This window comes from Olsenella sp. DNF00959 (genome assembly GCF_001553055.1).
In the GTDB taxonomy this organism is placed as follows: Bacteria; Actinomycetota; Coriobacteriia; order Coriobacteriales; family Atopobiaceae; genus Olsenella_I; species Olsenella_I phocaeensis.
Map to the genome: position 1 here is coordinate 214,757 of NZ_KQ960128.1, position 17,724 is coordinate 232,480.

Consider the following 17,724-nt stretch of genomic DNA (forward strand, 5'->3'; position numbering starts at 1 on the left):
ATGGAGGACCTCGCCCGCCTGCGCGAGCGCATCGACGCCATAGACCACCAGATGCTCGCGCTCTTCCAAGAGCGCATGGACTGCGCCGAGGGCGTGGCCGCCTACAAGAGGGAGAGGGGCCTTCCCATCCTCGACCGCTCGCGCGAGCGCAGGGTGGTCGCCTCCGCCGCGGCCGAGGTGCCACCCGAGCTGAAGTCATACGCCGAGGTGCTCATGCAGCTCCTCATGGAGGCGTCGCGCATGCGGCAGGGGGAGCGCAACTACGACACCGGCCCCATCCTGGACCGCGTCGACGCCGCGCTCAAGGACGGCCCGGGCTACTTCCCCCAGGACGCCTACGTCGCCTGCCAGGGCGTCGAGGGAGCCTTCTCCCAGATGGCCTGCGACCGCCTCTTCAAGCACGCCGACATCAGCTTCTTCGACAGCTTCGATGCGGTCTTCCGCGCCGTGGAGGAGGGCTACTGCGAGTTCGGCGTGCTCCCCGTCGAGAACAGCACCGCCGGCTCGGTCAACCAGGTCTACGACCTCATGATGCGCCATGACTTCAAGGTGGTGCGGAGCTGCCGGCTCAAGATCGACCACAACCTACTCGCCAAGCCGGGCTGCGGCCTCGAGTCGATCTCTGACGTCTACAGCCACGAGCAGGCGCTCAGCCAGTGCGAGGGCTTCCTCTCGTCCCTCCATGGGGTCCGCACCCACGTGGTGGAGAACACGGCCATCGCCTCGAGGATGGTCGCCGAGTCGGAGCGCGACGACGTGGCCGCCCTCGCCTCGCGCTCCTGCGCCGAGCTGTATGGGCTCGACACGCTCGCTCGCAGCGTCCAGGACCGTGACAACAACTACACGCGCTTCGCCTGCATCACGAGGGACCTGCGCATCTACCCCGGCGCGGACCGCAGCTCCCTCATGCTGGTCGTGAGCCACGAGCCCGGCTCCCTCTACCGCGTGCTCTCGAAGCTCCATGCGCTTGACATCAACATCCTCAAGCTCGAGAGCCGGCCCATCCCCGACCGCGACTTCGAGTTCATGTTCTACTTCGACGTCGAGTGCCCCGTCGGGGCGCCCGAGCTCCGCCGGCTCCTCCTGACCCTGGGCGACGTTTGCGACGAGGTCCGCTACCTGGGAAGCTACTCGGAGGTGGTGTAGGTGGCGGCCGGGTCGGGCGGTCGCTTCGGCCTCCTGGGTAGGAGGCTCGGCCACAGCTGGTCGCCCACGATCCACGCGGCGCTGGGGCTCCCCTCCTACGAGCTCTTCGAGCGGGAGCCCGAGGAGCTCGACGACTTCCTCCTCCTCGGTGGCTGGCAGGGCCTCAACGTGACCATCCCCTACAAGAGACGGGCCTTCGAGCTCGCCGACGACGCCACGCCCGAGGCGCGACGGCTGGGCGTGGCAAACACCCTCGTGAGGAGGGGCAGGCGCATCCTTGCCCACAACACCGACCTCGCCGGCTTCGCCTGGATGCTCCGACGCTTCTGCCTGGAGCGGCTGGGAGGCGAGCCCGAGGGGGTCATCGGCGGCCGCGAGGCGCTGGTGCTCGGGTCCGGGGGTGCGAGCCAGGCCGTGCAGGCCGCCCTCGCCGACGCCGGCGCCAAGGCGGTGGTCGTCTCGCGCACGGGAGAGGAGCGCTACGACGGTCTCGCCGGGAGGCACCCAGACGCCGCGCTCGTGGTGAACGCCACGCCCGTCGGAATGTATCCCGACTGCCCCGCAAGCCCGCTGGACGGGGGAGAGCTCGGGCGGATGCCGGGGCTCAGGGGCGTGCTCGACGTCGTCTACAACCCCCTCAGGACGGGCATCTGCCTTGCCGCCGAGCGCCTGGGGCTGCCCTGTGCCACCGGGCTCCCCATGCTCGTGGGCCAGGCGCTGCGTTCCTCCGAGCTCTTCCAGGGAAGGCCGATCGACGAGGGGCTCGCACGCGCCGTGGAGGGCGAGGTCATGCGCGCGAGCGCCAACGTCTGCCTCATCGGCATGCCGGGTGCGGGGAAGACCACGGCCGGCCGGGCGCTCGCGCGCCTCCTCGAACGGCCCTTCGTCGACCTGGACGACGCCCTCAGGATCGAGCTGGGCATGTCCGCCGCGGAGCTCATCTCGCTCAGGGGCGAGGAGGCGTTCCGGGAGGAGGAGACCAAGGTCGCGCGCAGCTATGGAAGGCGCTCCGGCCTGGTCATCGCCTGCGGGGGCGGCATCGTCACGAGGGAGCAAAACTACGGGCTCCTGCACCAGAACGCGAGCATCGTGCTGCTGGAGCGCCCCCTCGACCAGCTCTCGAGCGCGGGCCGTCCCCTCTCGGGCGCGCGGGGGGTCGAGGCGCTCGCCCGGGAGCGCGACCCCCTCTACCGCCAGTGGGCGGACCTCTCCATCCGCTGCACTGGCAGCGCGGCGGGGGACGCGCGCCTCGTCGCCCGCCTGCTGGGGCTGCTTCCGCCCACCGCCCCCTAGCCCCGCTCGCGCGCAAGGTGCCACGGCACCCTTCCCTTGTGGGCTAAAGTCTGTATGTCGCACCGTCCGACGGCGAGCGCCCTGCCGCCATCGGACGAAGGATCAGGGAGGTTCGCGCATGACCAGCAGGGAGACGGCGTCTGAGGTCCTCGACCTCGTGGGGGGCACCCCCAACGTGACGGCAAACACGCTGTGCATGACGCGCCTGCGCCTCGTCGTGAGGGACCCGTCCCTCGTCGACAAGAATGCGCTCTGCAAGGTCGAGGGCGTCCTAGGCATCGTGGGACGCGGCAGCGACGGCATCGAGGTGGTCTTCGGGCCCAACTCGGTGGGCCAGGTCTTCGAGTCCTTCGCAGAACTCACCGGGCTGCCCGCGAGCTACGAGACCCCCTTCGCGGACCTCAGCCATGGCGGGAGCCCCCTGCAGGTGAGCTTCACCCCCAGTAGGCGCTCCTCCCACCCCGACGTGGCCACGCCCGCGGCGGACCCCGTCCCCCGTCAGGTCGAGGCTGCCGTCGGCGAGCGTCACTCCCGCCCCAGCTTCAGCGACCCGGCCTTCCACAGCCACCAGGCCGAGGGCGCCGATGAGATCGAGGCGCTCCTGAGCGGCATGGACGACGCGACCCAGGCGGATGACTTCGACGGCTACGAGGACGAGGACGGCCCCCACCTCCTGGTCATCAACGGGCCCAACATCAACATGCTGGGCATCAGGGAGCCGGGCATCTATGGCCGGGAGGACTTCGCCGCCCTCCTCGAGCTCTGCGCGGACGCGGCTCGCGAGGAGGGGTTCGCCCACTGCGACTGCTACCAGTCAAACCACGAGGGCGACCTCGTCGACGCCATCCAGGACGCCTACGGGAGCGCGGACGGCATCGTCATCAACCCCGCGGCCTACACCCACACCTCGATCGCCCTGCTCGACGCGCTCAAGACGGTCGGCATCCCCGCGGTCGAGGTCCACATCTCGAGGCTCGAGGAGCGCGAGGACTTCCGCCAGCGCTCCTACGTGCGCGCCGCCTGCATCGAGACGGTCTCGGGCATGGGGATAGGGGGATATCGCGAGGCCATCCGCATCCTTGCCGACCACCTGGGCATCACCCGCGGCTAGCCGCGGGACGGCCGGGGCAAGGAGGTCTGGCCAAGGGGCGCGCCCCTCTCGGTCGCGCCCGGCTCGCGTCTCCCGCGCCCTCCCTACCAGCGCCGGCAGCTCCAGACCGCGGCGTCACTCACCAGCACGTCGACGGCTATGTCGTGCTCGTCTGCGGGAAGGGGGTTCCCGCTCACCTGCATGCTGTGGGCGAGCCCCACCTTCGTGCCCGGGTACACGGCGAGGAAGTTGTCGTAGTAGCCCGCGCCGTAGCCGATCCGGTATCCGTCCGCGTCGAACACGAGACCGGGAACGAGGCAGACGGAGCCCAGCATCTGCCGGGTCGTGAGGGGCTCCCCCTCCGCCGGCGGCTCGAGGGCGCCGCGCGCTCCGGGGCGAAGCCCGTCGAGGCTCGTCACCTCGAAGAACTGGAGCGACACCGACCCGGGCACGCATCGCGGCAGGGCGACGCGCTTCCCGTCCGCCCAGGCGCGCTCCATGATCGGGCGGGTGTCTATCTCGTCCCTGAAGGGAACGTACGAGAGCAGGAGCTGCGCCTCGGCATAGGTGGGAAGGGCCAGGAGGTGGGCTCGTATCTCAGCGTCCAGGCGCTCGCGATGGCTTGGCGCAATCCGGTCACGAATCGCCAGGTAGCCCTCCCTCAGAGCGCTCTTGCTGGCATCCTCGCCGTAACTGCTCGCCATGGTGCTCCCCTCTCGCCTGCCAACACTACAATATTGGCACATCGCGCAACCTGATGCGCATGCGAAGCGCCATGGAAACCGAAGGGGGCATGTGTCCACCAGCAGAACGCTCGAGGTGGACGGGCTGGAGGTCGAGCTCGTCCGGGGAGACGTGCGTCGCGTCAACCTCAGGGTGAGGCCCGACGGCAGCGTGCGCCTGAGCGCCCCGTCGCGGGTGCCGGCGGACGAGCTCGCCCGCTTTGTCCGTGCCCATCGGGCCTGGGTGGACGGTTGTCTGGAGCGCAACGGACTCAGGGACAGGGCCGAGCGGGAGCACTGGCAAGACGGCGGCGCGCTCGACCTCCTGGGCGAGCGGGTCTCCCTCAGGGTGGAGCCGGCGGCCGGACGGCACACCCAGGTCGAGAGGGTCGCGGGCGAGCTCGTCGTCCGTCCGCACGCGCCTCGGCCGGACGGCCTGGGCAAGCCTGGCCTCGCCGATTGGCGGCCCGCCGGCGAGGAGCTGCGCCAGCTCCTCCTTCCCTGGCTCAAGGACGAGCTCGTAAAGGCGGCCCTTCCCCTCCTGGAGCGACGTCAGGAGGAGATGGGCGTCCGCTGCAGCCAGCTCCGCGTGCGCTGGATGAGCAGCCGCTGGGGCTCCTGCAACGTGCGCACGGGCGCCATAACCCTCAACGCCGAGCTGGCCCTGCGGCCCGAGGCCTGCCTCGACGCCGTCGTGTGCCACGAGCTCTGCCACCTCCTCGAGCCCAGCCATGGCGCGCGCTTCTACGCCCTCATGGACCGCTGGTGCCCCGGCTGGCCCGAGGCACACGCCGCCCTCAGGGAGAGCCCGCCCATGCGCTAGCCGCCGCACGTCGGCAGCAGGTCGGGACGCGACGGCCCCCCTCGCGTCCCGCTGGCGCCGGCCTGGGGCCTTGCCGTACCATAGGGGGGTTTGCAGACACGACGCGAGGGAGCACCCATGCCCAACGAGGGAAGCTATGAGGCCGCGCTCAGGCGCAGCGACCAGATACAGGAGGACCTCGAGGTCCACCCCCAGAGCTACAACATGCTCACGGGCGACCGGCCCACCGGCAGGCTCCACCTGGGCCACTACTTCGGCACCATCCGCGAGCGCGTGCGCCTGCAGGACATGGGCGTGCGCACCAACATCATCATCGCCGACTACCAGGTGATCACCGACCGCGACAGCACGGAGCACATCCAGGACAACGTCTTCAACATGGTCATGGACTACCTGGCCTGCGGTATCGACCCCCAGAGGACCATGATCTTCGCGCACTCCGCCGTCCCCGCCGCCAACCAGCTCATGCTGCCCTTCCTCTCGCTGGTGACCGAGGCCGAGATGGAGCGCAACCCCACCGTCAAGGCCGAGCAGGAGGCCTCGGGCCACGCGCTCACCGGGCTCCTCCTCACCTACCCCGTGCACCAGGCCTGCGACATCCTCTTCTGCAAGGGCAACGTCGTCCCTGTGGGCCGCGACCAGCTCCCCCACATCGAGGTCACCAACAAGATCGCCCGCCGCTTCAACGAGCGCTATGGCAAGGTGTTCCCCAGCGTGGCGGGACTCCTCACCTCCACCCCCCTGCTCCCGGGCCTGGATGGTCGCAAGATGAGCAAGAGCTATGGCAACGCGATCTCGCTCAGCATGAGCGCGGACGAGACCGCGCGGCTCATCAAGAAGTCCAAGACCGACTCGGAGCGCAACATCACCTTCGACCCCGAGGCGCGCCCCGGCGTGGCGGCGCTGCTCACCACCGCGGGCATCTGCACGGGCCGCGACCCCAAGGAGATAGCCGACGAGATTGGCATGGGCGGCTCCGGCCAGCTCAAGAAGTACGTGACCCAGGCCGTCAACGACTACTTCGCCCCCATCCGCGAGCGAAGGCACGCCTTCGAGCAGGACCTGGACTACGTGAGGGACGTGCTGCGCGACGGCAACGCCCGCGCCAATGCCATCGCCGACCAGACCCTCGACGAGGTGCGCGAGGCCATGGGCATGGTCTATTAGGACCTCGCATCCCCACGCGCCGGCAACCCTCCCGCCCCGCACCAGTCCTCGGACATCGGCGCGGGGCGGGACTTTTTTCTGTGCGACTCCCCCACCCGCGACGTGCAGGTGTTCCCGTCCCACCCCGCTGCTAGCCTAAGGGTCAGTTGCAGTACAGATGTTCGTATCTGTGGAGAGGGGCACAGGAGCCGTGTACGTGACGCCACCCCACGAGGAGGACCGCGCCTACGTGGCGGTCTCGTTCTTCGTGGACACCAACGGGAACCAGGAGTTCACGGCCCTCCACTGGCCCTACCAACCCCACGCCTGCAGCCTGCAGGTGACTTCCACGAGGGAGGTCTCGCCCGCGCCACGACCGGGGGTGCGCCCCTTCCGGGCTTGGGAGCTCGTGCTGGGGCGCAGAGGCGCGAGGCGCACCGTCTTCTTCGAGGACGGCCGCTACTTCGTGCGGAGGGGCCACCTCAAGCCCTTGGGGGCCGAGGTGCAGCTTCGGCCCGCCTAGCCTCACGTAGGGCGGCAAGGGCCATAGAAACCGAGGGGTACCCCGCCCCAGCACGCTCGAGCGAGATACCCCTCGTGTCGTCCAGTTGCCTGGGCGTCAGGCCATGGGCAACAGGCGGCCTACAGGACGGGGCGGCCGTGGCGCGCCAGGAGCTCCTGGGCGGCCGTGCAAGCAGCGCAGTCGCAGTAGTGGGCGCCCTCGGCCTTGCGCTCCTGCTGGTGGACGAGGAGCTGGGAGGCCGCCTCCTCGCCGAGGAGCTCGCGCGCGGGGCCCTCGGCAAACGAGATGACCTCGTCTATCGTGGTGTGGTGCTCGTCCAGCGCGTCGAGAAGCTGCTTGGTCTGCGCCTCGAGCGCGACGTCGTCGAGTCCGCCCGCAACGGCGTCCTTCCAGGCCCGTGCGGCCTTGATCGTGCCCTCGGAGCTCGACGAGGCGGCGAGCAGCTCGTCCACCTTCTGGGCCGTGTAGTCGAAGAGTTCCTTGTCCATGTCGTGTCCCCTCTCGTTCGGTCTGCTTGCTTGTGCTTAGATGCCCGAGTCCCCGGGTCACCCGCGCGGAAACGAAGCGGGGTCGACGGGGCGCAGCCTCCGGGGAAGCTTCGACACCACGAGGAGGTAGGACTCCGTGACCAGCCTCCCCACCAGCGCGTCGTCCAAGTCGTCCCCCGCGCGCAGGCTCACCCAGTGCCTCTTGTTCATGTGGTAGCCGGGCGTGATCGAGGGGTAGGCATGCGTGAGCTCGAGCACGTCGTCCGGCTCAGCCTTGAGGTTCACGAGCTGTCCGCCGTGGTCGGTCAGGAGGGCGAACCACTTGCCGCAGACGCGCACGTCCTCCCATCCGTCAGAGAAGCAGCCCGCCACGCTCCCAGGCAGCTCGAGCGCGCTGTCAAGGGCCACCCTGTAGAGCTCCTCGCCAGTCATGCCAGCTCCTCCCTGCCTCCGCCCACGAGGACGGGGCTTCCCCTCTTGCATCTTAGGCCTCTGGGAGGCCCGCGCACAAGAAGAGGGAGGGCGCCCCGAAGGACGCCCTCCCAGCCGAAGCACGATGTGGGTCTGACCTACGCGGCCGCGGGGATGGCCAGCATCGCGATGGCGAGGATGACCATGGAGGCCACGGCGATGGTCGCGACGACCTTGATCGCGAACTTGACCCAGGTGCCGTACTCGATGCGCGAGAGGGCCAGGCCACCCATGATCGCGCCGTTGGTCGGGGTGATCAGGTTCACCGCGCCGGAGGCGGCGGAGAAGATCATGATCATGACCGCGGGGTTGAAGCCGAGCTTGACGGCCAGGGGCCCCATGATGGGCATGGAGACGGTCGCCATGCCGGAGGTCGAGGGGATGAGGAAGGACAGGACGAAGTAGAGCAGGTAGGAGCCGATGGTGAAGACGATTCCGGAGGTTCCGGAGAGGCCCTCGGCGGCGGCGTTCAGGAAGTAGTCCGAGAGACCGGTGGAGCTCATGAGGACGGAGACGCCACGGGAGACGGCGATGATCAGGACGACGGACATCATGTCGCCGGCGCCGGCCATGAACTCGTTGACGATCTCGTGCTCGGAGAGGCCGCCCACGATGCCGATGATGATGGCGAGGAGCAGGAACCAGGTGGTGGACTCGGCGAAGTACCACTGGCCGAGCGGAGTGCCGGTCAGGAAGGCGGACCAACCGGCATTGTCGGTGACGGAGGAGCTGAGCTCGCCGGTGACGGACTCGGGGCTGAGCGTCAGGTCACCGAGCTTGTCGCTGCTGTACTGCTTGACGATGTCGTCGGCGGTGACCTCGGTGGTCTCGTCGTGAGAGGCGGAGCCGGCCACGAAGGCGTCGACGCCGAGGTCCTCCCAGGGCACGAAGCCGATGATCATCACGAGGAACGCGGCGGCGAAGAAGACCAGGACGCCCTTCTGCTTGCCGGTGAGCTCGGCCTTGACAGCCTCGCCCTCGCCCGTGCCATAGGACTCCTCGGCGGAGGCGAGCTCGGAGGAGCTCATGAGGGTGCGGGAGGGATCGGCCTTGACGGACTTGGCGTACTGCAGGACGAAGAAGACGGCGATGGCCCAGGTGACGAGCATGAGGACGAGGCCAAGGCCGATGACCACGGCCTGGTCGACGGCGATGCCCATGTCGACCAGCGCGGAGGAGGCGATGCCGGTGGCGAAGGGGTTGACGGTCGAGCCGAGGCAGCCGACGCCGGCGCCGAGCAGGATCATCATTGCGCCCGTCAGGGAGTCATAGCCGGCGGCCATCATGGTCGCGGAGAGCAGGGCGTAGAAGCCGACGGTCTCCTCGCAGAAGCCGTAGGTGGAGCCCAGGACGGCGAAGAGCAGCATGAGGATGGGGATGAGCTTGAGCTCGTTGCCGTTCATCTTGCGCACAAGCGCGTTGATGCCGGTGGTGAGGGCCTCGGTCTTGTTCACGATGCCGAGGAAGCCTCCCAGGACGATGACGAAGAGGCAGACGTCAATGGCGTCGCCGAAGCCCTTGACGGGAGCCATGACGAAGTCCGCCAGGGTGGCGCCGGTCACGGCGTCGGTCGACCCGGAGAGGATGACCGTGATGACGGCCACGACCGCCAGGAGGATGAAGATGATGGAGAAGGACGAGAGCATCTCCCTCTTCTTCTTAGGCTGCGCTGTCGAATCTGACATGACCGCAACTCCTTTCGGCGTCCAAGACGCCTGTCGTATGGAACAGAAAACCTTACGAAACCAAAACTGAACAGAAATCCCGCAAGTTCTCCTAAGATTGTACAAATCTTGAATGTGGGGGCAAATCGACAAAGGGTGAGCGTTATTCAATAGTCCCCGAATGGTATGACGCTGCCAGTCATCTTTAACAAGAACCCTTTGCCAAATTTCACACCCTTTCAAGCTCATGGACTACTGGACTTAAGGCAACAAAGTCGCAGTTTGGACGGGGTAAGGACCTTGCTCTGACCAAAAGTGAAAGACAAGCGACGCTTCTGTATCCACATATGCTCCACAATCAATAAACTGCATATATTCGTGAATCTAAACGTCGCATCGCAAAGAAAAACTGATAGGACGACTGCAAAAAAGTAAGGGAGGGGACCTTCTCCCCCACCAGAAAAAAACCTCCCCGCCCATCTGGCGGGGAGGCAGGTGCGAAGCTGCTACTTCAGGGTCGCGTACATGACGGCCTTGATGGTGTGCATGCGGTTCTCGGCCTCGTCGAAGACGCGGGACTGCGGCCCCTCGAAGACCTCGTCGGTGACCTCCATCTCGGTGATGCCAAACTCCTCGGCGACCTCCTTGCCGTGGGTGGTGTTGGTGTCGTGGAAGGAGGGCAGGCAGTGCTCGAAGATGGCGGTGGGCTTAGCCTCGGCCATGAGCTCCTTGGTCACGCGGTAGGGGGACAGCATCTTGATGCGCTCGCCGAAGAGGTCGTAGGACTCGCCCATCGAGACCCAGATGTCGGTGTAGAGGACGTCGCAGTCCTTGGCGCCCTCGTGGGGATCCTCGGTCAGGACGACCTCGCTGTGGTTCTGGGCGGCAATCTCACGGCAGGTCTTGACGAGCTCGTCCTCCGGCATGCGCTCCTTGGGGCCGCAGGCGCAGAAGTTGATGCCGAGCTTGGCGCAGACGACCATGAGGGAGTTGGCCACGTTGTTGCGGCAGTCGCCGAAGAAGGTCAGCTTGCGGCCGCGGAGGTCCTGGCCGAACTCCTCCTGCGCGGTGAGGATGTCGGCGAGCATCTGCGTGGGGTGGAAGTCGTCGGTGAGGCCGTTCCAGGTGGGGACGCCGCTCTTCTCGGCGATCTCCTCGACCTGGGCCTGGCTGAAGCCACGGTACTCGATGCCATCGAACATGCGGCCGAGGACGCGTGCGGTGTCCTCGGTGGACTCCTTGTGGCCCATCTGGGAGGAGTTGGGATCGAGGTAGGTCACGCCCATGCCGAGGTCGGAGGCGCCGACCTCGAAGGCGCAACGGGTGCGCGTGGAGGTCTTCTGGAACAGGAGGACGATGTTCTTGCCCTCGAGGTAGCGGTGGGGCACGCCGGCGCGCTTCATGTCCTTGAAGTTGGCAGAGAGCTTGAGGAGGTACCTGATCTCGTCGGAGGAGAAGTCGAGGAGCTTCAGGAAGCTGCGGCCGCTGAGGTTGACACCCATGTGCGTTCCTTTCGTCTTGCCGACCACCGTGGCCGGCCCTTACAAAAATAAGTGAACGAAATGCCTAGACAGTCCGAATCCGGAGACGACGGTGGCCGTCTCCGGATCCGAGGTTCTTGCCTTTGGAGGCTAGATGTCCTCGCGGGCGAAGGGCATGCTCATGCAGCGGGGGCCGCCGCGGCCGCGGGAGAGCTCGGCCGAGGGAACCACGAGGAGGTCGAGGCCCTCCTTGTAGAGCACGTCGTTGGTGACGGTGTTGCGCTGGTAGACGCAAATCTTGCCAGGTGCGACAGCAAGGGTGTTGGAGCCGTCGTTCCACTGCTCGCGGGCCGCCGCGACGGGGTCGCCGCCACCGCACTTGATGAGCTTGACGGCATCGAGGCCCATGGCCTTGGCCAGGACGTGCTCGAGGGTGTCGTTCATCTCCTCGATCTTGACCTCGCCCTCAGAGGCGCCCTTGGTGAGCTTGAAGACCTGCAGGGTGCCCATGATGCCCGGGTGGATGGTGAACTTGTCGACGTCGATCTGCGTGAAGACGGTGTCGAGGTGCATGAAGGCACGGGACACGGGGATGTTGAAGGCATAGATCGTGTCAATCTCGCACTCGTCGCCCTTCTCCCAGAACATGTGCTGGGCGAGCGCGTCGATGGCGGCTGCCTGGGTGCGCTGCGAGATGCCGATGGCCAGGGTGTGGGCGTTGATGTTGAGGACGTCGCCACCCTCGGTGTGGTAGGCGGAGTCGCGGCGGTACCACAGGGGCGCGTCGTTGTAGTCGGGGTGGTCGCGGAAGATGTACTTGCCGAAGAGGGTCTCGCGGTTGCGGGTCACCGAGAACATGTGGTTCAGGTTGACGCCCTTGCCCACGATCGCGAAGGGGTCGCGGGTGAAGTAGGTGTTGGGCATGGGGTCGATCAGGAGGTCGGACTCACTGTCCTGGTCATAGCCCACGAGGTCGGCAAGGAGGTTGCTCGACTTGGTGGGAAGCTCAAGCTCGTTCTTGCGGATGCCCGCGATGCACTTCTCGACGAAGGCCTGGGTGTCGGTGATGGAGTCCATGAACTCCTTGACGGTGGCGCGGGTGTGGGTGCCGCGCAGACCGGACTCGTCGAGCCACTGCTCGGTGAACTCCTCGCGGGAGCCGGCGGCGTCCAGGGCCTCGGCGACCAGCTTCTCGAGGTACAGGACCTCGGCGCCCTGCTCGCGCAGAATCTCGGCGAAGCGGTCGTGCTCCTGCTGGGCCACCTCGAGGAAGGGCACGTCATCGAAGAGCAGACGACCCAGCTCGTCGGGGGGAAGGTTGAGAAGCTCCTCGCCAGGGCGGTGAAGCAGGACCTTCTTCAGGGGGCCAATCTCGCTGTGGACGTAAAGCCCGTTAGCCATGGTTCCTCCTACTCTTTCTGTGCCAGAACAGTGTCTGGCACTAGACCGATAGTCCTCTCGCACGGGAGGCATCCCGGCGAGATCAGAATAACGCCAAGACAGACTATATCCAATCAATTTATGCGTCTCACCCACAATCGTGACTTTCGCGGGAACGGTCCCTTTGGATCCCTAAGCGGTAGCACTATTATTTCTTGCTTTGATTATTACCTATATTTACCTGCTATTTTATGATTTAGCAAAACTAATTTTCTGATTTCCTAAATTATTTTTTGAACTTAAGACGCCTATTCACCCCCTTGACTTAATCTAATAAACCTTCCATAAATATACTATAGATTTTCATTTTCATTCATCACTGCGAATCACGCCACTCCGGGCGGGAGGCGGGCGGTCGCCAGCTGCTAGAATCTTCTGGGACCCGGGAGTGACCGGGACACGAGCCTTGGAGGGAAACCGGTGGCAGAAGAGGTGCGAGGGGAGTTCACGCTCAGGGTCGAGAGGATGGCCTACGGGCCCGACGCCGTCGCCCATCGCGACGACGGGAAGGCGGTCTTCGTAAGCGGTGGCGTTCCCGGGGACCTGGTGCGCGCATGCGTAGACCAGGACGGCAAGAGCCTCTCCCACGCAATCGTCACCGAGGTGCTCGAGTCCTCGGAGATGCGGGTGCGCCCCGCCTGCCCCCTCGTCCCGGTCTGCGGCGGCTGTCCCTGGGCGGGGCTCTCCGAGGACGCCCAGCTGGAGCAGAAGCGCTCCAGCGTGGTGGACGCGCTGGTGAGGATCGGCCACATGGACCCCGCCCGGGCCGAGTCGCTGGTCGCGCCCTGCGAGTCCCCCGGCGAGCGCTGGGGGTACCGCAACAAGGTCGAGCTCGCCTTCGAGCGTCACGGACGACGCAGCCTGATCGGCATGCATGACAGGTCCGGGACGGGCGTGGTCAAGGTCGACTCCTGCCCCCTCCTCGACGCCCGCCACTCCAAGCTCACCAAGTCCGTCGCCGGCGCGCTGAGCTATCTCTCCAACTCCCACGGGCTCGACATCGACCGCGTGGGCATCAGAGCCTCCCGTCGCACGCGCGAGGTCGAGGTCGCCCTGTGGACCGAGCCCGGCCCATTCCCCCGGGCGCAGGTCGCGAAGGTGTTGCAGGAGGCGACAAGGGCGAGCTCGGTCGTGCGCGTGCTCACCAAGGGTCCCAAGAAGGCCCGGCGCGTGACGGGCGTGGAGCGGCTCTCGGGCGCGGGCTGCTGGGGCGAGCAGGTCGCGGGCGGGACAATGCTCCTCTCCGCCCCCTCCTTCTTCCAGGTTAACACCAAGGGCGCCGAGCGCCTGGTCGAGCTCGTGATGGAGGGGCTCGACCCAGACGAGGGCGACGTCGCCATGGACCTCTACTGCGGGGCGGGCACCTTCACCCTGCCCCTGGCGCGACGCGTCTCATGGGTGGACGCCGTCGAGTCATACGGACCCGCCGTCCGCGACCTCAGGCGCAACCTCGAGCGAGCGGGGCTCGACAACGTCGACGCCGTGGGTGGGGACGCAGGGCGCGAGTTCCCGGACTCCGATGCGGACGTGATCGTGGTGGACCCGCCGAGGGCAGGGCTTGCCGAGGACGTGGTGGAACGGCTCAGCGAGCAGCCAGCGCGCGCCATCGCCTACGTCTCGTGCGACCCGGCGACGCTCGCGCGCGACCTCGCGCGCTTCGGGGAGAGGGGGGTCTTCTCCCCCGTCCGCATCACTCCCGTGGACCTCTTCCCCCAAACCTTCCACGTCGAGTGCGTGACATTGCTGTCGAGGGCCCGGGGCTGAGGCCCGAGGGCCTCTAAGAGGCCGGATGGTGCCTTGGGTGCCTTGGGGCTCGTGCTGTGGACCGGACGCCGCAGGGGAAGTCGGAATCTGGGGGTGGCAGATGGAGATAAGGGAGTACACGGACTATCGCGAGGACGAGATACTGCCGCTCTATGATGCGGTGGGCTGGACGGCATACACGAGAGACGCCGCAGCTCTGCGAAACGGCTTCGTGCATTCTCTGCTGGTTTTGGCCGCTTACGAAGGCGACGAGCTGCTTGGCGTCATCAGGGCCGTCGGCGACGGCTTCACCATTGTGTTCATCCAGGATGTCCTGGTCTACCCCGAGAGGCAGCGGCAGGGAGTCGGCACGGCACTAGTCGAGGCCGTGCTCGACCGCTATGGCGACGTGCGCCAGATAGAGCTTGCGACCGACGACAACGAGAAGACCAAGGCCTTTTATCGGTCAATGGGGTTCCGTACGCTTTCGGAGCTGGGCTGTTGCGGGTTCATGAGACGCTGATGACCTTCGGCCGCCACGCCCAACCCGAAGTGGGCCCATGCGTATGGCGTCCCTTTTGGACGGACGAGCCCCAGTGGCTCGCGCGCTACCCACATTGGCACTAGCGCTCCGGGCGAAGTAATAGTACAAAGGGGTCTAGAGAACTTGGGTAAGGGGCCTGGGTTCGGATTCAGAGTGAGAGGAAACCACCATGAAGGCAACTGTGAACGAGGATTGCATCGGCTGCGGTCTCTGCGAGTCCACCTGCGCCGAGGTCTTCGCCATCGGTGACGAGGGCGTCGCCGAGGTCATCGTCGACGAGGTCCCCGAGGAGAACGAGGACAGCGCCCAGGAGGCCGCCGACAACTGCCCCGTCAGCGCCATCACCGTCGAGTAGCACAGCTACCAACGAGCGTGACGCCCGGGAGCCGCTGACGCGGCTCCCTTTTTCTTGGAGGAACAGCATGCGCATCGCACTGGGATCTTCTTCGCCCCGCCGCCGCCAGCTGCTGGAGGAGGCGGGGTTCGAGCTCCTCGTGCTCCCACCTGAGGTCGACGAGACGCGCCAGGAGGGAGAGTCTCCCGTCGCCCTCGTCGAGCGCCTCGCGAGGATGAAGGCACAGGCCTGCCTTGCCCTCCCCCAGCTCCAAGCACCCGGGCGCTCTGGCTGCCAGGCCGTGGTCGCCGCGGACACCGTCGTCTGGATGCCCGGACGGGACGTCCTGGGCAAGCCTAGGGACACGCATGACGCGGCCCGCATGCTGAGGGAGCTGTCAGGGCGGGAGTCGCGGGTCTCGACCGGCGTCTGCCTGGCAGCGCTGCCCGAGCACGGCTCTCCCCGCCCGGCCTCCTTCGTCGAGACGACGACCGTGTCCTTCTGGGAGCTCACGCGCACCCAGATCGATGCCTATGCCCAGAGCGGTGAGCCGCTCGACAAGGCCGGTGCCTATGGCATTCAGGGGCGCGGCCGTTTCCTGGTACGCTCTATAGCCGGTGACTACCAGAACGTCGTGGGGCTTCCCGTCTCCCGGCTCGTCCGCGAGCTCTCGGACCTGCTGGGCGACGAGGTGGACCTCGCGGCCCAAGTGCTAGGAGGAGCGCAGTGAGCAGGATCGACGGAGCCGCCTTCCCCATTGCGGGCGTGTTCGCGGCGAGCGTGTCGAACCACGAGGCGGGCACGGGATGCACGGCCATCGTCTGCCCCGAGGGGGCGACGGGGGCCGTGGACGTGCGAGGGGGAGCCCCCGCCACGAGGGAGACGGACCTCCTGAGGCCCGAGGAGACCGTGAGCAAGCTCCACTGCGTCGTGCTGTCGGGCGGCAGCGCCTACGGGCTCGCGGCGGCCTGCGGAGCGGCCGAGGAGCTCGAGCGCAGGGGCATCGGCCTCGACGTCGGGGTAGGCGTCGTCCCCATCGTGAGCTCCGCCTGCGTCTTCGACCTCGCCTGTGGTTCCCCCGACGTCCGTCCGGGGACGGCGGAGGGCGCGCTCGCCGTGGCCCGTGCGCTCGACGAGAGGGACCGCGAGCTCGAGGCGGGCAACCACGGCGCTGGCTGCGGCTGCACCGTGGGCAAGCTCCGCGGGCCCGCCCACGCGATGAAGGGCGGCCTAGGACGGGCGACCGCAGGCTCCGGCGAACTCGTCTGCTGCGCCATCGCCGCGGTGAACGCCTTCGGGAACGTGGTCGACCCAAAGGACGGAAGCCCCGTCGCGGGCACCCTGTCAAACGAGGGCCGTCCCCTCGACCTCGCGGGGTCACTCGCGGCCCACTCTGACCATGTGCCCTTCCTGAGGACCAACACGACCATCTCCTGCGTGGTGACCAACGCCTCCCTCACGAAGGCCCAGGCCACCAAGGTGGCGCAGATCTCCGCCGACGCCTACGCGCACGCCATCAAGCCCACCCACACCACCAACGACGGCGACACCATCTTCGTGATGGCGACCGGAGAGGTCGAGGCGACGGTCGACGAGGTGGGCATGCTCGCCACGAGGGCGCTCGAGGAGGCCATCGTGGACGGCGTCCGCTCCGCCGAGGGCGCCTACGGCTTCCCTGCCGTCAGCGACCTCGAGTGAGGTGTTGACAGGCCGATCGTCGTGCGACTAGGCCCATCCGCTTCGCAGGTGGGCCTTTTTACGGCTCGACAGGCTAGAAAACTGCGCACGGTATCTTTCCAGAGTGAGAATCATCTGGGCAAACGTCACGCGTCTTCACAATTCGACGCTATCGTGCGCAGTTTTCCGCTTGGGTGCCCCGATGAGGCGGGCGTCCGCCAGGGACGGCTAGTTGAACTTGACCAGCCTCCGGGCGATGCGGTAGATGCCGACCGTGGCCCTTCGGCCACCCTCTCCGGGAAGGTTCATGGCGATGCCCACGAGCCCGTTGCGCGCCCTCCAGTACATGCGCGCGTCGAACTGCCGGAGCTCCTTCCAGAGCGAGTCGAGGTCGTCCATGGCGGAGGGATCGTCAGAGAGCTTCGAGAAGATGGAGCAGGCGGCCATCATGAGGGTGAAGTGGCCCACCATGTAGCTCCGCAGGCGACGGCTCGGTATGTCGTCGTAGAGATGGTAGGCGCGCATCATCACGCGGGTGACCCGAAGCTGCTGGTCGATGCGCGATACCATCACGTCCTCGTTCACCGACTGGTCCTCCCGCCCGATGAAGTAGCGGTAGAGGTCCACGTCCAGGTAGTAGAGGGTGCGGCAGCGCGGCAGGGGGACGTAGGCGTAGATGTTGTCCACGTAGAAGGTGTGCGCCGGCATGGGCACCCCTCCGTCGCGCAGGACGTCGGTGCGGTAGCAGAGGGCGTGCATGAGCATGTTCTGGGCCATGTTGAAGTGGCCGATCTTGTCCCAGCCGATGATCTTGCGCTTGGGAAGGGCGAACCCGTAGTCGACGACGTTCTGCTTCCCGTCCTCGGCGTGCTCGTAGACGTAGTTGGTCACCACGAGGTCGACGCGCGTCTCGTAGGCGATGAACTCGCGCAGGGTCTTGAGCAGGGCCTGGAGGGCTTCCTCGTCGACCCAGTCGTCGGAGTCGACGATCTTGAAGTAGGTGCCGTCCGCAGCCTCCAGGGCGGCGAGCACCGCCATTCCGTGCCCGCCGTTCTCCTGGTGCACGACCTTCACCAAGCCGGGAAAGCGGCCCTCCCACTCACGGGCCTTGGCCAGCGTGTCGTCCTTCGTGGACCCGT

The 17,724-nt window shown here is 66.8% G+C and carries 18 protein-coding genes; 11 read left to right on the top strand and 7 right to left on the bottom strand.

Annotation, left to right across the window (positions count from 1 at the left end):
* The 3 genes from HMPREF1868_RS05900 (at position 1) to HMPREF1868_RS09595 (ending at position 3,550) form a co-directional block, all read left to right on the top strand.
* The gene (locus HMPREF1868_RS05900) at positions 1-1,146 is read left to right on the top strand and encodes a bifunctional chorismate mutase/prephenate dehydratase (RefSeq protein WP_009279141.1); all 1,146 of its coding nucleotides are present in this window, start codon (positions 1-3) and stop codon (positions 1,144-1,146) included.
* Entirely contained in the window at positions 1,147-2,439 is a 1,293-nt protein-coding gene (locus tag HMPREF1868_RS05905) for a shikimate kinase (protein WP_062531239.1), read from the top strand.
* A 118-nt stretch (positions 2,440-2,557) separates the two neighbouring features.
* Positions 2,558-3,550 (top strand): type II 3-dehydroquinate dehydratase, encoded by a 993-nt coding sequence (locus HMPREF1868_RS09595; protein WP_082719562.1) that lies wholly within the window; start codon positions 2,558-2,560, stop codon positions 3,548-3,550.
* Between the two features lie 83 nt (positions 3,551-3,633).
* Here the strand turns inward: HMPREF1868_RS09595 and HMPREF1868_RS05915 are convergent, their stop codons facing one another.
* Positions 3,634-4,233 (bottom strand): 5-formyltetrahydrofolate cyclo-ligase, encoded by a 600-nt coding sequence (locus HMPREF1868_RS05915; protein WP_062531241.1) that lies wholly within the window; start codon positions 4,231-4,233, stop codon positions 3,634-3,636.
* Between the two features lie 91 nt (positions 4,234-4,324).
* Between HMPREF1868_RS05915 and HMPREF1868_RS05920 the strand changes: the two genes are divergently transcribed.
* The 3 genes from HMPREF1868_RS05920 to HMPREF1868_RS05930 all read left to right on the top strand — a co-directional run bounded on the left by HMPREF1868_RS05920 (position 4,325) and on the right by HMPREF1868_RS05930 (position 6,743).
* A complete protein-coding gene (locus HMPREF1868_RS05920) occupies positions 4,325-5,074 on the top strand; it encodes a M48 family metallopeptidase (RefSeq protein WP_062531243.1) in 750 nt (249 codons plus the stop codon).
* Positions 5,075-5,191: 117 nt separating this feature from the next.
* Complete coding sequence (gene trpS, locus HMPREF1868_RS05925) at positions 5,192-6,241, top strand: tryptophan--tRNA ligase (RefSeq protein WP_062531245.1); 1,050 nt, start codon at positions 5,192-5,194, stop codon at positions 6,239-6,241.
* Between the two features lie 196 nt (positions 6,242-6,437).
* Positions 6,438-6,743 (top strand): hypothetical protein, encoded by a 306-nt coding sequence (locus HMPREF1868_RS05930; RefSeq protein WP_009279135.1) that lies wholly within the window; start codon positions 6,438-6,440, stop codon positions 6,741-6,743.
* Positions 6,744-6,862: 119 nt separating this feature from the next.
* On the opposite strand, the gene HMPREF1868_RS05935 is transcribed toward HMPREF1868_RS05930, so the two are convergent.
* The 5 genes from HMPREF1868_RS05935 to arcA all read right to left on the bottom strand — a co-directional run bounded on the left by HMPREF1868_RS05935 (position 6,863) and on the right by arcA (position 12,248).
* Positions 6,863-7,231 (bottom strand): hypothetical protein, encoded by a 369-nt coding sequence (locus tag HMPREF1868_RS05935; RefSeq protein WP_062531247.1) that lies wholly within the window; start codon positions 7,229-7,231, stop codon positions 6,863-6,865.
* A gap of 57 nt (positions 7,232-7,288) precedes the next feature.
* Positions 7,289-7,663, bottom strand: a complete 375-nt coding sequence (locus HMPREF1868_RS05940) for an MmcQ/YjbR family DNA-binding protein (protein ID WP_062531249.1) — start codon at positions 7,661-7,663, stop codon at positions 7,289-7,291.
* Positions 7,664-7,800: 137 nt separating this feature from the next.
* Positions 7,801-9,387: a YfcC family protein gene (locus tag HMPREF1868_RS05945; RefSeq protein ID WP_062531250.1), complete on the bottom strand. Its 1,587-nt coding sequence runs from the start codon at positions 9,385-9,387 to the stop codon at positions 7,801-7,803.
* A gap of 485 nt (positions 9,388-9,872) precedes the next feature.
* Positions 9,873-10,868, bottom strand: coding sequence for an ornithine carbamoyltransferase (gene argF / locus HMPREF1868_RS05950; protein ID WP_062531252.1), 996 nt, complete (start codon positions 10,866-10,868; stop codon positions 9,873-9,875).
* Between the two features lie 129 nt (positions 10,869-10,997).
* Complete coding sequence (gene arcA / locus HMPREF1868_RS05955; RefSeq protein ID WP_062531253.1) at positions 10,998-12,248, bottom strand: arginine deiminase; 1,251 nt, start codon at positions 12,246-12,248, stop codon at positions 10,998-11,000.
* Positions 12,249-12,707: 459 nt separating this feature from the next.
* On the opposite strand from arcA, the gene rlmD reads away from it, so the two are divergent.
* From rlmD to HMPREF1868_RS05980, 5 genes are all read left to right on the top strand, one after another.
* Positions 12,708-14,051 carry a 23S rRNA (uracil(1939)-C(5))-methyltransferase RlmD gene (gene rlmD / locus HMPREF1868_RS05960; RefSeq protein ID WP_369817530.1) on the top strand — a complete coding sequence of 448 codons (1,344 nt, stop codon included), beginning with the start codon at positions 12,708-12,710 and terminating at the stop codon, positions 14,049-14,051.
* Between the two features lie 100 nt (positions 14,052-14,151).
* Positions 14,152-14,553 carry a GNAT family N-acetyltransferase gene (locus HMPREF1868_RS05965; protein WP_062531437.1) on the top strand — a complete coding sequence of 134 codons (402 nt, stop codon included), beginning with the start codon at positions 14,152-14,154 and terminating at the stop codon, positions 14,551-14,553.
* 190 nt (positions 14,554-14,743) lie between these two features.
* On the top strand, positions 14,744-14,929 hold the full coding sequence (locus HMPREF1868_RS05970) for a ferredoxin (RefSeq protein WP_009279127.1): 186 nt from the start codon (positions 14,744-14,746) through the stop codon (positions 14,927-14,929).
* Between the two features lie 67 nt (positions 14,930-14,996).
* Positions 14,997-15,638, top strand: a complete 642-nt coding sequence (locus tag HMPREF1868_RS05975) for a Maf family protein (RefSeq protein ID WP_009279126.1) — start codon at positions 14,997-14,999, stop codon at positions 15,636-15,638.
* Positions 15,635-16,606 carry a P1 family peptidase gene (locus HMPREF1868_RS05980; RefSeq protein WP_062531256.1) on the top strand — a complete coding sequence of 324 codons (972 nt, stop codon included), beginning with the start codon at positions 15,635-15,637 and terminating at the stop codon, positions 16,604-16,606. Before HMPREF1868_RS05975 ends, HMPREF1868_RS05980 begins: the two co-directional genes overlap by 4 nt.
* A 207-nt stretch (positions 16,607-16,813) precedes the next feature.
* On the opposite strand, the gene HMPREF1868_RS05985 is transcribed toward HMPREF1868_RS05980, so the two are convergent.
* A partial coding sequence (locus HMPREF1868_RS05985) for a glycosyltransferase family 2 protein (RefSeq protein WP_062531258.1) occupies positions 16,814-17,724 on the bottom strand: 911 nt, incomplete at its 5' end.